At 70.3% G+C, this 15,361-nt stretch carries 16 protein-coding genes; 11 read left to right on the forward strand and 5 right to left on the reverse strand.

Annotated elements, in window-relative coordinates; translation table 11 throughout:
• The 6 genes from AC1DCT_RS17955 to AC1DCT_RS17980 all read left to right on the forward strand — a co-directional run.
• The coding region (locus tag AC1DCT_RS17955; protein ID WP_477430557.1) for an HNH endonuclease signature motif containing protein at window positions 1-276 on the forward strand (276 nt) is incomplete at its 5' end.
• Between the two features lie 286 nt (window positions 277-562).
• Complete coding sequence (locus AC1DCT_RS17960; RefSeq protein WP_477430558.1) at window positions 563-1,528, forward strand: ABC transporter ATP-binding protein; 966 nt, start codon at window positions 563-565, stop codon at window positions 1,526-1,528.
• A 1-nt stretch (window position 1,529) separates the two neighbouring features.
• Window positions 1,530-2,348 carry an ABC transporter permease gene (locus AC1DCT_RS17965; protein ID WP_477430559.1) on the forward strand — a complete coding sequence of 273 codons (819 nt, stop codon included), beginning with the start codon at window positions 1,530-1,532 and terminating at the stop codon, window positions 2,346-2,348.
• A gap of 1 nt (window position 2,349) precedes the next feature.
• The gene (locus tag AC1DCT_RS17970; protein WP_477430560.1) at window positions 2,350-3,606 is read left to right on the forward strand and encodes a sensor histidine kinase; all 1,257 of its coding nucleotides are present in this window, start codon (window positions 2,350-2,352) and stop codon (window positions 3,604-3,606) included.
• Window positions 3,607-3,608: 2 nt separating this feature from the next.
• A complete protein-coding gene (locus AC1DCT_RS17975) occupies window positions 3,609-4,226 on the forward strand; it encodes a response regulator transcription factor (RefSeq protein WP_477231198.1) in 618 nt (205 codons plus the stop codon).
• Between the two features lie 56 nt (window positions 4,227-4,282).
• Window positions 4,283-5,446 carry a polysaccharide deacetylase family protein gene (locus tag AC1DCT_RS17980; RefSeq protein WP_477430561.1) on the forward strand — a complete coding sequence of 388 codons (1,164 nt, stop codon included), beginning with the start codon at window positions 4,283-4,285 and terminating at the stop codon, window positions 5,444-5,446.
• Window positions 5,447-5,500: 54 nt separating this feature from the next.
• Here the strand turns inward: AC1DCT_RS17980 and AC1DCT_RS17985 are convergent, their stop codons facing one another.
• On the reverse strand, window positions 5,501-6,670 hold the full coding sequence (locus AC1DCT_RS17985; protein ID WP_477430562.1) for a glycosyltransferase: 1,170 nt from the start codon (window positions 6,668-6,670) through the stop codon (window positions 5,501-5,503).
• 171 nt (window positions 6,671-6,841) lie between these two features.
• Between AC1DCT_RS17985 and AC1DCT_RS17990 the strand changes: the two genes are divergently transcribed.
• The 3 genes from AC1DCT_RS17990 (at window position 6,842) to AC1DCT_RS18000 (ending at window position 10,369) form a co-directional block, all read left to right on the forward strand.
• Window positions 6,842-7,105, forward strand: a complete 264-nt coding sequence (locus AC1DCT_RS17990) for a glutaredoxin family protein (RefSeq protein ID WP_440733191.1) — start codon at window positions 6,842-6,844, stop codon at window positions 7,103-7,105.
• A 67-nt stretch (window positions 7,106-7,172) separates the two neighbouring features.
• On the forward strand, window positions 7,173-8,549 hold the full coding sequence (locus tag AC1DCT_RS17995) for an MFS transporter (protein ID WP_477430563.1): 1,377 nt from the start codon (window positions 7,173-7,175) through the stop codon (window positions 8,547-8,549).
• A 95-nt stretch (window positions 8,550-8,644) separates the two neighbouring features.
• Window positions 8,645-10,369: an aldehyde dehydrogenase family protein gene (locus AC1DCT_RS18000; RefSeq protein WP_477430564.1), complete on the forward strand. Its 1,725-nt coding sequence runs from the start codon at window positions 8,645-8,647 to the stop codon at window positions 10,367-10,369.
• Between the two features lie 166 nt (window positions 10,370-10,535).
• Here the strand turns inward: AC1DCT_RS18000 and ypfJ are convergent, their stop codons facing one another.
• A complete protein-coding gene (gene ypfJ / locus AC1DCT_RS18005) occupies window positions 10,536-11,423 on the reverse strand; it encodes a KPN_02809 family neutral zinc metallopeptidase (RefSeq protein ID WP_440733188.1) in 888 nt (295 codons plus the stop codon).
• Between the two features lie 85 nt (window positions 11,424-11,508).
• Here ypfJ and AC1DCT_RS18010 point away from each other — a divergent pair, with 85 nt between their 5' ends.
• The gene (locus tag AC1DCT_RS18010) at window positions 11,509-12,501 is read left to right on the forward strand and encodes a malate dehydrogenase (protein WP_477430565.1); all 993 of its coding nucleotides are present in this window, start codon (window positions 11,509-11,511) and stop codon (window positions 12,499-12,501) included.
• A gap of 74 nt (window positions 12,502-12,575) precedes the next feature.
• On the opposite strand, the gene AC1DCT_RS18015 is transcribed toward AC1DCT_RS18010, so the two are convergent.
• Entirely contained in the window at window positions 12,576-13,616 is a 1,041-nt protein-coding gene (locus tag AC1DCT_RS18015; RefSeq protein ID WP_477430566.1) for an NAD(P)-dependent alcohol dehydrogenase, read from the reverse strand.
• A gap of 133 nt (window positions 13,617-13,749) precedes the next feature.
• Between AC1DCT_RS18015 and AC1DCT_RS18020 the strand changes: the two genes are divergently transcribed.
• Window positions 13,750-14,235 carry a recombinase family protein gene (locus AC1DCT_RS18020; RefSeq protein WP_477430567.1) on the forward strand — a complete coding sequence of 162 codons (486 nt, stop codon included), beginning with the start codon at window positions 13,750-13,752 and terminating at the stop codon, window positions 14,233-14,235.
• A gap of 12 nt (window positions 14,236-14,247) precedes the next feature.
• On the opposite strand, the gene AC1DCT_RS18025 is transcribed toward AC1DCT_RS18020, so the two are convergent.
• Together AC1DCT_RS18025 and AC1DCT_RS18030 are read right to left on the reverse strand one after the other, a co-directional pair.
• Window positions 14,248-14,904 carry a hypothetical protein gene (locus AC1DCT_RS18025; RefSeq protein WP_477430568.1) on the reverse strand — a complete coding sequence of 219 codons (657 nt, stop codon included), beginning with the start codon at window positions 14,902-14,904 and terminating at the stop codon, window positions 14,248-14,250.
• Window positions 14,901-15,359: a hypothetical protein gene (locus AC1DCT_RS18030; protein WP_477430569.1), complete on the reverse strand. Its 459-nt coding sequence runs from the start codon at window positions 15,357-15,359 to the stop codon at window positions 14,901-14,903. The genes AC1DCT_RS18025 and AC1DCT_RS18030 overlap by 4 nt, the downstream gene beginning before the upstream one ends.
• Window positions 15,360-15,361: the final 2 nt, after the last annotated feature.

The following is a 15,361-nucleotide window of genomic DNA, read 5'->3' on the forward strand; positions in this document are numbered from 1 at the left end:
TTCCCCACCTGCGGACTCCCACCCACCGCCCAAGACCTCGACCACACCATCGACGCCGCCTACGGCGGCGCCACCGAAGAAGGCAACCTCGGCGGACTCTGCCGCCGACACCACGTCCTCAAACACCAGACCACGTGGGCCGTGAAACAAAAAGGCGCGGGCGTCCTGGAATGGACCAGCCCCACCGGCTCGACCTACATCGACAAACCACCCGCCCCCGTCACCTTCACCACCGACGAACCGGATCCACCACCCGACGCAGACGCGCCGTTCTGAGCAAGAGTCGCCGACACCCCGCATCTGCTGCCCACCGCAGACCCGCGGTTCTGAACGACCGGAGCCGGTCCCGAACCATCGCCGTTCTGAAAGACCGAAGCCGGATCCCGAACCTTCGCCGTCCTGACACCGGCGCAAGCTGTTCACGCGAACGGATCACAAGGCCCCGGCAAGCCAACCCCCGCGACCGACCCCTGTGACGGATGTCATAGCGGATCCATGACATCGTTCATCGTGCGCCGCGCACGACGCGGAGCAGACTGGATGACATGAACGAGGCGACATCATGAGCGAAACCCAGACGGTGCAGTCCGTCATCCAGGCCCCCTCCGCGCCGCACGCTGCGATCACCGCGACCGGGCTCACCAAGCGCTTCCGCGGCTTCACCGCCGTGGACGGCGTCGACCTGTCCGTCCGCCAGGGCGAGGTCGTGGCCTTCCTCGGCCCGAACGGCGCCGGCAAGACCACCACGATCGACATGCTCCTCGGCCTCTCGCAGCCCGATGGGGGCCAGGTGTCGCTGTTCGGCCTGACCCCGCGCCAGGCGATCGGGCGCGGCCTGGTCTCCGCGGTCATGCAGACCGGCGGCCTGCTCAGCGACGTCACGGTGCGCGACACCATGAAGCTCACCGCCTCGCTGTTCACGCACACCACGAGCATCGATGCCGCGCTCGAACGGGCCGGCATCGCCGACATCGCCGACCGCAAGGTGCAGAAGTGCTCGGGCGGCCAGCAGCAGCGACTCCGCTTCGCGATGGCCCTGGTCTCGGATCCGGGACTCATCGTCCTCGACGAGCCGACCACCGGCATGGACGTGGAGGGCCGGCACTCGTTCTGGCAGGCGATCCACGCCGACGCCCAGCGCGGCCGCACCGTGCTCTTCGCTACGCACTACCTCGAAGAGGCCGACCAGTACGCCGACCGGATCGTGCTGATCCGCAAGGGCCGCATCGTCGCCGATGGCACCACCGCCGAGATCAAGGCGATGGCCTCCGGCCGCACCATCGAGGCGGAGTGGGAGGAGGCTTCCGGATCCGGTCAGGCCGAGATCGCGGCACTGGAAGGCGTCGACTCCGTCGAGGTGCGGGGCCCGCGCATCATCATCCGTGCGAACGACTCCGACGCGATCGCCCGCCACCTGCTGACGCGCACCAGCGCGCACGACATCACGATCACCAGCCAGAACCTGGAGCAGGCGTTCCTGCGGCTCACCTCCGCCGACGAACCCGGCGACGACACGGAAGGGGAATGACATGACCACCGCCACCGAGCGCCTGGACCGGATCGATCCGTCCACCCGCCGCGTACCGCCGATGGGCGGCTTCAGCCTCACCTTCCTCGGCGTCGAGCTGAAGCGCCTGTTCCGCAACTCCAGCGTGGTCGTGTTCACGCTCATCTTCCCGATCGCGATGCTCGTCATGATCGGGCTCCCGAACAAGAACACGGCGATCACGAACGTCCCGGTCAACCAGGGCGGCATGTCCGCCGCCGTGCCGATCATGATCTCCATGGCCGTGTACGGCGCGATGGTCGCGAGCACCATGACCGGTGTCTCTGTCGCCGCAGAGCGCGCCCAGGGCTGGAGCAGGCAGTTGCGCCTCACGCCGCTCAACCCGGTCGTCTACATCCTCGTCAAGGTCATCTGCGGACTGGTTCTCGGCGGCATCGCCGTGCTCGTCACGCTGATCGTCGGCGCCGCGCTCGGCATCACCGCCCCGCCCGGAAACCTGATCGCGGCCGGCGTTCTCGCCTGGCTGAGCTCGCTCATGCTGACCAGCCTCGGACTCGCGGTCGGATACGCCTTCCCCGCGCAGAACGCGATGCGCTACCTCGGCCCGATCCTGCCGATCCTGAGCTTCATGGGCGGCCTGTTCGTCCCGCTCGCGGTCATGCCCGAGGCGGTGCAGATCGGCGCCAGGTTCACTCCGCTCTGGGGCATCGCGGAGCTCTCCCAGTCGGCCGTGGTCGGGGTCACCCCCAACGGCTGGGCCGTGCCGAACCTCATCGCGTGGCTCGTCATCTTCACGGCACTGGCCGTGCTGATGTTCCGCCGCGACACCAAGCGCGTCTGACGTGACGGACAGCACCCGCGCCGGGCAGGGCGTGACGGCTCCGGCCGCACGCCCTGTCCGGCGCGAGCGCCGGTTCGGCTTCCTGGGGCGCTTCGGCATCGGTGAGGGCGGCTTCCTGGACGCGCCGCCGCTGGACGGCACCGCCGGATGGCCGCGGCTGCGCCTCACACTCGGCGCCCCGGGCGCCAAGCGCTGGTACCCGGGCGCCCTGATCAGCCAGCTGTTCATCGTCGGCTTCATCCTGGTGCCGCTCCTCACCCAGGTCCCCGCCCCCGGATCCTGGTTCTGGGGTCTCGGGGTGGTCGTCTACGGCGCGCTGTTCACGGTGTCGTTCCCCGTCGCGATGGCGCTCCCGGATCGCTGGCGCTGGGCCCCGCCCGCGGGCCTGCTGCTGCTGTCGCTGCCGTTCATCCTCGTGCTCGGCCCCGACCTCTCCGGACTCTGGACCTACGTCGCCGTCTCGGCCGCGCTCTGCCTCGGCGGTGGCGGCCGGGCGATGATCGCGGTGCTGGCGGTCTCGGCCGCGGCGCTCGTGATCAACCTCATCGACGGCGCCCTGCAGCCCACGAGCACCCCGCCCTGGACGATGCCGCTCATCATCCTCTCCATCGGCACGCTGATGTCCGCCTTCACGCGCAACCTGCAGACGCTGGCGCAGCTGCGCCGCACCCAGAAGGAGCTCGCCGTCGTCGCCGTCGAGGAGGAGCGCAACCGCGTCGCCCGCGACATGCACGACATCCTCGGGCACTCGCTGTCCGCGATCGCCCTGAAGGCGGATCTGGCCGCCAAGCTCGCCGACCGGGACCCGTCCGCGGCGGCGGCGGAGATCCACGAGGTGCAGACCCTCGCCCGCGCCACGCTCGGCGACATGCGCGCCGTCGTCTCCGGCTACCGTCAGGTGCGGATCGCGAGCGAGCTCGCCTCGCTGCGGACGCTGCTGCCCGCCGCGGGCATCACGGCCCACCTCCCCACGACCACGGACGAGGTGCCGGAGCGCAACCGGGAGCTGTTCGGCTGGGCCCTGCGCGAGGCCGTCACGAACGTGATCCGTCATGCCGGCGCGACGAACTGCTGGGTGACGCTGAGCCCCGCGCGCATCACGATCGAGGACGACGGCGTGGGTCCAGCGCCGCGCCGTGCGGACGACCCCGCCGGCACAGGCCTGCATGGACTCGCCGAGCGCGCGGCCGACGCGGGCGGTGCCCTCACGATCGGCCGCTCCCGTCACGGCGGGTTCCTCCTGGAGGTCACCGCATGACGATGCATGAGCCGATCCGCATCCTGCTCGCCGACGACCAGGCGCTCGTGCGCGGGGCGCTGGCGACCCTGCTCGGCCTGGAGGACGACCTCGTCGTGACCGCCCAGGTCGGCCGCGGCGACGAGGTGCTCGACGCCGCGCGGGAGCACCAGCCCGACATCGCACTGCTGGACGTCGAGATGCCCGGAATCGACGGACTCACCGCCGCGGCGCAGCTGCGTCAGGCCCTGCCCGGGGTGCGGATCGTGATCGTCACCACCTTCGGGCGCGCTGGCTACCTGTCCCGCGCCCTGTCCGCAGGGGTCGCCGGCTATGTGGTCAAGGACACCCCGGCTTCCGAACTCGCCGATGTCGTGCGCCGCGTGATGCGCGGAGAGACCGTGATCGACGCGGCCCTCGCCACGGATGCGCTCACCGCCGGACCGTCGCCGCTGACACCGCGCGAGACCGAGGTGCTGGCAGCCGCCCGTGACGGCGGGACGATCTCGGACGTGGCCCGCTCACTGCATCTGTCCGAGGGCACGACGAGGAACCACCTGTCCTCCGCGATGCAGAAGCTCGAGGCCCGCACGAGGGCCGACGCGGCACGGATCGCCCAGGAGCGCGGCTGGCTGCTCTGACGGCCTCCACTCATCGCTTCAGGATCCGTACCCGACGATCCCTTACACTCAGCACCATGACCGGAGGATCATCTGCTTCGTCGCGCTCGTCGCGACCCTCGCCCGCGGTGATCCGCCGTCGTCGACTCGTCGTCGCCCTGATCGCCGTGCTCGCCGTGGCTCTGATCGCGGTCGTCACGACGATCGCCGTGCGTGCCTTCGCGGGCGGCGATGGCCCGAAGGCGGCGACGACCGGAGCGGCCAGCACGCCGACGCCGAAGCCGACGTCGCTCTCCCCGGTGCAGGCGCTGCTGAAGACCGCCGCCGACCCCGCGAAGGCGTGCGCCGTGTCGTTCGCCGGCGACGGGATCGACCACCCCCCGATGCTGCAGACCGAAGGCGTGCTGTTCACGGGACTGCCCATCCCCGAGCGAGCCGGATCCGTGTTCGCCGGCTGGTATCCGACGCCGGAGGCGGCGCAGGCCCAGGCCCAGACCGACCGCGTGAACGGCTCGCAACTGACCACGTGCACCGATCACCAGCGCACGCTCCACGCCGCCTGGACCACGCCCGAGCAGAACACCGCCACGGCCGCGAAGATCCCGATCCTGATGTACCACCAGTTCACGACCAAGCCCGAGGGCGAGGACAACTGGCTGCGCAACAACTACGTGTACATCGAGGACTTCAAGGCTCAGATGGACTACGTCGCATCGCAGAAGTTCTACATGCCCACGTGGGACGAGCTGAACGCCTTCATCGACGGCAGGCTGTTCCTGCCGCAGCACTCGCTCATCATCACCGACGACGATGCGGATCCGACCTGGTTGCAGCTCGCGGTGCCGGTCGTGACGGAGCGGAAGCTGCTGACCACCTCGTTCGTGATCACGGGTGAGCGCAAGGACGGATCGCCCTCCCCCTACGTCCTGCAGCGCTCGCACACCAATGACATGCACCGCGCAGGCGACAACGGCAAGGGCCGGATGGTGAACCTGTCGGCCGACGAGGTCGCCGCCGATCTGGAGGAGTCGGCCAAGGTCCTCGGCGCGAAGGAAGTCATCGCCTATCCCTACGGTCACTACAACGCGACCGCTGAGCAGGGCGTGGTCAAGGCCGGCTTCCTGCTCGCGCGCACGATCGACTTCGGCTACGTGCACATCGGCACGAACAAGCTGGAGTTGCCGGTGGTCCGGATCAACTACGGCGACACCGTCAACGGCCTGAAGAACAACATCGGCTGACGGATCCGGGTTCGGGCTAAGGGAGACCCCGTACCGGCGAACCCCGCCGAGGTGTCACTCCGCGGCGGCGGTCTCCGCCTCGAGTCGCACGCGACGCTCCTCGGCCTTGCGCTCCTGACGCACGGAACGGCGCGGCGCGTAGACCACGAGGGAGTGGAACAGGAAGCGCACGAAGAACGCCGCGATCAGCGTGATCGCCGCCGCGAGGATGCTGGAGATGTGCCAGGTCTCGACCATGAGGGCGAGCACCGGGATCCGCACAGCCGCCTCGACGTTGTTGAACGTGAACGACTGGGCGAAGCGCACACCGATCGCCGCGGCGTCACCACGCATGTCGTTGAAGACGTAGCGCTCCTGCAGCAGGAAGTTGCCGACGATAGTCACCTCGGCGGCGATGATCGCCGCCCAGACGTACTCCATGCCGAGATGCGTGAGTGCCCACATGATGGCGAGGTTCGCCAGTGCGCCGACACCGCCGATGATCGCGAACAGCGACATCTTGCCGAAGCGCAGCCGGGCGAGGTGCTTGAGGAACTGCATCCCCTGCACGAACGACGCCTTGGACTGCCCGTGCAGCCGCTCGCCGAATTCCATCGGCACCTCGGCGATGCGCACATCCGAGCGCACCAGGATCTCCAGCAGGATCTTGAAGCCGTTCGGACGCAGGGCCGCGGGATCGATCCGACGCCGGTCGACGAGGAAGAAGCCGGTCATCGGATCCGAGGCGCCGGAGAGCCGGATGGGGAACATCGCCTTGGTCAGCAGGGTCGCGCTGCGTGAGACGCCGACGCGCACCGCGCCGGCGAGGCCCCCGTTGTCGCCGCCGCCGATGTAGCGCGAGGCGACGACGACGTCGGCGTCGCCCTCCTCGAAGCGCTCGATCATCTCGGGCAGCAGCTCCGGCGGGTGCTGCAGATCGCCGTCCATGACGATGCAGATGTCGTAGGACGCGGACCGGATCCCTTCGACCACGGCGCCGCCGAGGCCGCCGACCGGCTTGTCGCGGTGCAGCAGCCGCACGGGCACCGGCGCGTCGGCCGCGATCCGCCGGATCACGTCCGGGGTGTCGTCCGAGCTGTCGTCGACGAACAGGATCTCGACGTCGCGGTCGGACGCCGCGTCGGAGACGCGCGAGACGAGAGCGGCGATGTTATCGCGCTCGTTGAAGGTCGGAATGATGACCGTCGCTCCGGGGATGATCTCCCCCGCCGACATGTCGCCCATGCCTCTCCCTCCGTACGCCTGCCCGACATGGTCCCACGCGAAACCATGCGGAACCTGCGCGTTTCCCGTCAGGCACCCTCCCCCATCCAGGCTAACGGGCGGTGAACGACGGGCACACGGCCCCCACATCGCGCCGAGCCCGACCCCTCGAATCCGCCGTACCCTGGACTCATGACCACCCCCTCCTCTGACACCATCACCATGTTCGGCGCCGACTGGTGCCGGGACTGCATCCGCACGAAGAAGCAGCTCGACGCCCTCGGCATCGAGTACACCTACGTCGACCTCGTCGAGGATCCCGCTGCTGCCGATGTCGCCAAGGAGATCTCCGGCCGCACGAACATCCCGGTGGTCGTGTACCCGGACTCGTCGCACCACGTCGAGCCGTCGAACGCGGATGTCGAGGCCAAGCTGCGCGAGCTGTCGCTGATCTGATCCCGTCCTTCGGCTCGGTTCCTGAGCGAGCCGGGGCGAGACGAAGGACGCCGATACACTGACGCGCATGAGCACCGCCGCTCGCGCCGAGCGAGCCCCCACGCACCTTCCTGCCCGCACGATCGCCCGGTATGCGATCGGCTCACTCGGCACCGGAGGCTTCGCCACTCTGCCCGGACTGGTGCTCGCGTACTTCCTCACCGACAACCTGGGTGTGGCCGCGATCGTCGCCGGCACGATCGTCACCCTGGCGAAGATCTGGGACGTCGTGATCGACCCCGTGATCGGCGCCTGGTCCGATCGCAGCCTCATCCGCACCGGCAGCCGCAAGCGGTTCATGCTCATCGGGGCATTCACCCTGCCGGTGTTCTTCGCCCTCACGTTCGCCGTGCCCCCGGCGTTCGGCCCGGTCGCCGGCGTGATCTGCGTGCTGGTGGCGTTCCTCGCCACGGCCACCGCGTTCAGCCTGTTCCAGGTGCCGTACATCGCGCTGCCTGCCGAGCTCATCTCGAGCTACGACGAGCGCACCCGGCTGCTCAGCTGGCGCGTGATCGTGCTCACCGTCACGATCCTGCTGTTCGGCGGCGGCGGACCCGAGCTGCGCCGCATCACGGGCGACCCGGTCACCGGCTACCTCGTGATGGGCGTGGTGGCGGGCATCGTGATCGGCGTCGGCATGCTCATCGCCGCACGCACCGCCGACGATGCCGTGGCCGTCCCCGCGGCCGTCGAGCACGTCGGGATCCGCGCGCAGTACGCCGCGGGGTTCGCGGCCGTGCGCCGCTCACAGCCGTTCCGCGCGCTGCTCGGCACCTACCTGCTGCAGGCGCTCGCCACCGGCACCATGCTGGCCGGAGCCCAGTACGTGGCGACCTGGGTGATGCGCTCCGAGAGCGCCGTCACGCTGCTGTTCGTCGCACTGGTCGCGCCGGCCGTGATCGCGACTCCGGTCTGGGAGCGGCTGTCGCGCCGGACCGGCAAGGAGCGCGCGTTCCGGACCTCCTCCACGATCTTCCTGGTCGCCTCCGCCTCGATCGTCATCGCCCTGTGGGCTCCCGGATCCTGGATCTACGCCTCGGTCGCGATCGCCGGGATCGCATACGCGGGCATGCAGACCCTGCCGATGGCGATGCTGCCCGATGTCATCTCGCACGACGAGCGCGACAGCGGTCCGGGCAACGCCGGCACGTTCACCGGCATGTGGACGGCGTCGGAGACCGTGGGCTTCGCGCTCGGCACCACGATCGTCGCGGTCGTGCTCGCGGTCACCGGATACGTCTCGCGCACGGCGAGCGCCGGCGCGGTGAACGCCGTCGTGCAGCCCGGCAGCGCCGTCGCCGGGATCGTGCTGATCTTCAGCATCGTGCCGGCCGTGCTCATGGCGCTGAGCCTCGCGACCCTGGCCCGCTACCGGCTCCGCCGCAGCGACATCGACGACGTGTGACCGGGCTCCGCGGGACATCGACGACCTCGATCGCTGAGACTGAGTCCCACACCGAGCGCGTACGCTGAAGCCAGACCGCGCCGAAGGAGATCCCGATGTCAGACACCCTCGCCGACGACGTCCGCGCACCGATCGAGAGCGCGATCGCCGATCTGAAGAAGGGATCCGCCGCCTGGTCCGCCCTCACCGTCAGCCAGCGCGTCACGCTGCTGCGCGGCGTGCGCCGCACCGTCGCCGCGAACGCACGCGCATGGGCGCACGCTGCGGTCCGTTCGAAGCAGCTGCGCGACGACCACCCGCTGCGCGGCGAGGAGTGGCTGAGCGGCCCCTACGCGACGCTCGGCGCGCTGGACGCCTACGTCGAGACGCTCGACCGGATCGCGCACGGCCGCAACCCGCTGGACGGGATCGGGGTCGACCGCACCGCGAGCGGGCAGACCCGCGTGCACGCCTTCCCGCTCGTGGGCATCGACAAGCTGCTGCTCTCGGGGTTCACCGGAGAGGTCTGGCTCACCCCGGGGGTCACGCCGGGCGACGCCAGGGCGCGCGCCGGCCTCGCCCAGCGCTCCCCGCAGCCCGGCGACGGCGGCATCGGCCTCGTGCTCGGCGCCGGCAACGTCACCTCGATCCCGGTGCTCGACGTGCTCTACGAACTGCTCGCGCACGATCGGGTCGTGCTGCTCAAGGTCAATCCGACCCAGGACGCCCTCGTGCCGGTGTTCGAGAAGGCCCTCGCTCCGCTCATCGCCCCCGGCTTCCTGCGGATCGTCCGGGGCGCCGGCGACGTCGGTGCGTTCCTCACCGGGCACGACGCCTTCGCGCACGTGCACATCACCGGATCCGCCCCCACCTTCGATGCGATCGTGTGGGGCACGGGGCCGCAGGCCAAGCGCCGCAAGCGGGAGAACCGCCCTGTGCTGAAGAAGCCGATCACCGCCGAGCTCGGCGGCGTCTCCCCGATCATCGTCGTGCCCGGCGAATGGAGCGACGCGGATCTGCGATTCCAGGCCGAGCACGTCGCCACGATGCGCCTGCAGAACGGCGGACACAACTGCATCGCGGGCCAGGTCGTGATCCTGTCCAGCGACTGGGCGCAGAAGGACCAGTTCCTGATCGAGCTGCGCCGCGCCTACGCCCTCGCCCCGGAACGTCCCATCTGGTACCCCCGGTCGGACGAGCGGATGGCACAGGCGGCCGGGGCATATCCGGACGCGCTCGTACTCGCGGACCGGCTGCTCGTCGAGCTCGGCGAGGGCGACGACGCCACCGCCCTGGAGCAGACGGAGTACTTCGCTCCCGTGCTGGGCGTGGAGCAGCTGCCCGGCGTGGGGCAGACGTTCCTCGACGCGGCCGTCGCGCATGCGAACGAGAAGCTGCAGGGCACGCTCGGCGCGAACGTGCTGATCGACCCGACCACGGAAGCGTCGCTCGGCGCCGGCTTCGAACGGGCCATCACCGCGCTGCGCTACGGATCCATCGCGATCAACGCCTGGACCGCGTTCGGCTTCATCACCCCCACCGTCACCTGGGGCGCCTTCCCGGGCAACACGATCGCCGACGTCGGCAGCGGGCTCGGCGTCGTGCACAACGCCCTGCTGCTGGCCGACGTCGAGCGCTCCGTGGTGCGCGGGCCGTTCCGGCCGTTCCCCCGGGCGGCGTCGATCGTGCGCGACGGCGGCCGGTTCACGATCCTGCCGAAGCCGCCGTGGTTCGCCTCGTCCCGCACCGCGGCCGAGGTCAGCGAGGGCCTGACCCGGTTCCGCGTCCAGGGCGGCGTGCTCGCGCTGGTGCGCACGCTCGTGCAGGCGATGCGGGCGTAGCGAGGGAACGAGTCGCCGCCCTCCCCCATGGACGTTGAGCGAGGACGCGCGCAGCGCGACCGAGACGAAACGCGGTGACCTCACGAGAGCGCCACGTTTCGTCTCGCTCCGCTCGCTCAACGACCCCGGGGGAGAGAAAGAGCGCTCGCTCAACGACCGCGTGGTCCTACGGCGTGGCCACCGAGAAGGTGTCGCACTGGCCGAGGCCGTTCTTGTAGCCGTTCGCGAACCAGTAGTCGCGCTGCTTGCTGGATCCGTGCGTCCAGCTCTCCGGGTTCGTGTAGCCCGCGGACTGCTGCTGGATGTGGTCGTCGCCGACAGCGGCCGCCGCGTTCAGCGCGTCCTTGATCTGGGCATCCGTCGGCGTCTTCATGTAGGCGACGCCGTTCTTGTCCTTCTCCTGCGTCATGTCGGCGATGAAGGCGCCCGCGTAGCAGTCGGCCTGCAGCTCGGTGCGCACGCCGTTGCTCGTGGGGCCGGTGCCGTTGTTCGGGTACTTCGACATCGTGCCGGTGATGTTCTGGATGTGGTGGCCGTACTCGTGGGCCACGACATAGACCTGGGCCAGGTCGCCCGCCTCGGCGCCGAACTGCTGCTTGAGCAGCTGGAAGAACGTGGGATCGATGTAGACGGTCTGGTCCGAGGGACAGTAGAACGGGCCCACGTCGTTCGATGCCGTGCCGCACGGCGTCGAGGTCGCGCCGTCGACGTTGACCTGGCCCGGGTCGACATAGCCCTTCACATGCTTCGCCCAGTACTCGTTCAGCACCAGGGAGACGGCGGCCACACGGCAGTCCACGCTGTTGTTCGCGTCGGTGCCGGTGTTGCAGCTCTGCACCGATCCGTCCGTGGATCCGCCCTGCTGCTGGCTCTGCGACGTGTCCGTCCCGCCGCCGAGGAGGCCGGAGAGGTCGACGCCGGTGAAGGCGCTGATCAGCAGCACGACGACCGCACCGAGGCCGACGACGCCGCCGCCGGCGATCGCCGCCGTGCGACCGCCACTGCGCCGCTGCACCTTGTTGTCTGAGACATCGGCATCCGGGTTGAAGGTCATGAGCACAGTTTTCCACGGTCCGTGCCCTGACGGCGAGGCATAGGCTCGCACTGTGCGTCGCGTCCGCGACCGAAAGGGGCTGAATGTGACCACCACGGTGACTCTGACCGGAGCCGGCGGGCAGATCGGCTACGCGCTGCTGTTCCGGATCGCGGCCGGCGACATGCTCGGCCCCGACGAGAAGGTGCGGCTGCGGCTGCTCGAGATCCCGGCCGGGATCGCGGCCGCCGAGGGCGCCGCGCTCGAGCTGCAGGACGGCGCGTTCGGACTCCTCGAGCACGTCGAGGTGACCGATGATCCGGCGGTGGGCTTCGACGGGGCCGACCACGCGCTGCTCGTCGGCGCCCGGCCGCGTGGCCCGGGCATGGAACGCGGCGACCTGCTCGCCGCCAACGGCTCGATCTTCGGACCGCAGGGCTCCGCGATCGCCGCCCATGCCGCCTCAGGCGTGCGGGTCACGGTCGTCGGAAACCCCGCGAACACGAATGCACTCATCGCAGCGGCCACCGCCGACGGCGTGCCCGCGGAGCGCTTCAGCTCTCTCACCCGGCTCGACGAGAACCGCGCGCGGGGTCAGCTCGCGGCGGCTCTGGGTGCCCCCGTCGCCGACATCGCCGGCGTCACGATCTGGGGCAACCACTCCGCCACGCAGTTCCCCGATGTCGCGCACGCGACCGTCGCCGGGCGCCCGGTGCTCGACGCGCTCGCCGAGCAGACCGGCGATGTGCGCGCGTGGCTCGAGAGCACGTTCATCCCGCGGGTCGCGAAGCGCGGCGCCGAGATCATCCAGGTGCGCGGATCCTCCTCAGTCGCTTCCGCGGCGAACGCGACCATCGACCACGTGCGCGACTGGGCGTTCGGCACCGGCGAGCGCCGCACCAGCGCCGCCGTCGTCTCGCACGGCGAGTACGGCGTGCCGGAGGGCCTGATCAGTTCGTTCCCGGTGCGCGCCGTCGGCGGCGAATGGCGGATCGTCGAGGGCCTGGACACTGATGGGTGGGCCCGCGAGCGCATCGATCTCTCGGTCGCCGAGCTCGTCGAGGAGCGCGACGCAGTGCGCGCGCTGGGGTTGATCTAGCCTCGTCGAGGGCGCCGCGTTTCGTCTCGCGCCGGCTTCGCCGGTGCTCGCTCAACGACCCCGCGGCGTGGGCGTCAGATCGTCGCGACGTCGATCACGAAGCGGAACTTCACGTCGCTGGCGAGCACGCGCGCGTAGGCGTCGTTGATGCCGGCTGCGTCGATGAGCTCGATCTCCGCGGCGAGGCCGTGCTCGGCGCAGAAATCGAGCATCTCCTGGGTCTCCGCGATGCCGCCGATCGCGGATCCGGCCAGCGAGCGGCGGCGTCCGAGCAGCTGGCTGATCGAGACCGACATCGGCTCCGGCGGCGCGCCGACGCAGACGAGCGTGCCGTTGGTGTCGAGCAGCCGCAGGTAGTCGTCGAGGGGCAGCGGAGCGCTCACCGTGTTCAGGATCAGATCGAACGCGAGACGGTTGCCGGAGAAGGTCTCCGGATCCGAGGTCGCGAGGTAGCGGTCGGCGCCGAGCCGGATCCCCTCGTCCTTCTTGCGCAGCGACTGCGAGAGCACCGTGACCTCGGCGCCCAAGGCGTGTGCGATCTGGACCGCCATGTGCCCGAGCCCGCCCAGACCCACGACGGCGACGCGCGTGCCGGGGCCGACCTTCCAGTGCCGCAGCGGAGAGTACGTCGTGATGCCCGCGCAGAGCAGCGGCGCCGCACGATCGAGCGGGATCGCATCCGGGATCCGCAGCACGAACGCCTCGGTGACGACGACCTGCCGGGAGTAGCCGCCCTGGGTGATGGTGCCGTCGCGGTCCGTCGCGCCATAGGTGCCGACGGCGCCGCCGGTGCAGTACTGCTCCTCGCCGCGCAGGCACGCGGCGCACTCGCCGCAGGAGTTCACCAGGCAGCCGACCCCCACCCGGTCGCCCACGGCGAAACGCGTGACGTCGGATCCCACGGCGGACACTGTTCCGGCGATCTCGTGGCCCGGGGCCAGCGGGTAATGCTGTGGCCCCCAGTCCCCCTGCACGGTGTGGATGTCGGAGTGGCAGATGCCCGCGTAGGCGATGTCGATCACCACGTCGAGCGGACCGGGCTCACGGCGCTCGATCGTGGTCGAGACGAGGGGCGCACCCTCGCTCGGTGCGGCGTAGGCGGCGACGATGGGCATGGCGCTCCTCAGTGCTCCGGGGTGGGACAGTGCGAGCGTACTCCGCCCGGTGATGACGCAGCTCGATCGGCCTTCGCCTGCGGACGCCGATGTCCGTGGGAGAAGGCACAATAGACACGGAGAGGCGGATCACATGGAAGCGACCACGCACGCGCGCGGCGATGCGGATGGCACCTCGGGTGCGCCGCTCGATGCGGCCCTCACCAGCCCGCTGCACCTTCCGCACGCGGCCGCGGAGTGCCCCAAGTGCTTCACCGAGCTGCAGCAGAACCGCGACTGGTGGTCGGCCAAGCCCGACGGGTCCCGTCTGGTCGGTCTCGTCGTCGCCCGCGACGGCATGCCCTCCGTGGTGCAGCAGCGCGACGACCTCACGCGGTTCGGCGTGCCGATCGAGGGGTTCCGCCACCCCGCCCCGGACATCCTGGAGAGCTGGACGGATCGCATCGGCCGGCTCATCGACACGCTGCGCCCCGGCGACGTGCTGGTCGTCGCGAACATCCACGCCCTCGGTCGCGACATCGACGAGGAGGCGCGCACCGTCGCGACGCTGCGCCGGCACGGCGTGATGGTGAAGGTGCTCAGCCACGACGCGCGCCACCTCGCCGACGCCGGGCGCTGAGCGCGACGCGCGTCAGCGCACTCGCGCGCTCCCGCCGACGAGTTGCTCGCGCAGCGACTCCGGTCGCTCGTCGCGGAAATACGAGACGGCGACGAACTCGTCGAAGAGTGCGCAGAGCATGTTCTCCAGCTCGCCCAGGGGCGTGGCGAAACGCACCATCAGCAGCTGCTTGCTGCCGGGCACCGGAATCCAATAGTCCGCGACAAGGCGGGCGATGCCGTCCTCCTCGCCCCCTTCGACCTGGTCGACGCGGTGCGTGCGGAGCGCGGGGACGCCCGGGCCGCGCACCTCGACGATCGACGCATGCGCCACCGCGTCGATCTGCTTCAGAGCCTCCGCCATGACCTTCAGCACCGTCTGCGGCGCGGTGCCGATCGCGGGGCTCATCCGCAGATCGGCCGGCTCGAAGACGAGCAGCGTCACAGGCAGCGGAGCGCCGGGGGCGATCTCGGTCGAGAACATGATGGCGCGCACGTCGCCCTGGGCACCAGCGGCGACCGCGTCCTCCAGTTGACGCCGCACTCGTGCCCGTTCCGGGGCGCGGTCATCGGCCGCGCCGACGGCTTCCTTCGCGATCCGGCGGATCGATGCCGTCGTGGCGTCCTGGCCGGACAGGTCGACCGAGAACCAGCGCCCGGGGAGGCGGAAGCGCAGCCGGCGGTCGCTCACTCGGGCGCCGTCCAGGCTCCGTAGCGCGCCTTCATGTCGGTCAGGCTGACGCCGCCCCGTCCGGCGTTCGTGACGCCGAGGGGGCTGAGCTCGGCGGCGGCGGCACGGAGATCGACGGGATCCCCGCCGTCCTTCGCGCCGGCCGTCAGCACGACCGCGTTCGGCTCCCACGGCAGCGTCCGCCAGATCGTCTCGACGAGCGCGTCCAACTCCTCCGCAGTGAACGGCGCGGCGGAGTCCGTCACGAGCGACAGCTCGAGCCCGTGGCCGAGACCGTTCCGCCACCGGACCGGATCCTCCACCGCCACGACCCGCGGCACCGCCTTCGTCACGGCCTCCGCCACGTCACCGTAATCCACCGTCGCCTCCTCGGTCTTCTCCGTTGCCGGCGGCAGGATGCCGCAGCCGGCCAGCCCGCCGCCCAGGAGCGAACCCGCCAGCACGACGGCCAGCATCC

Source organism: Microbacterium sp. 10L49 (genome assembly GCF_056395125.1).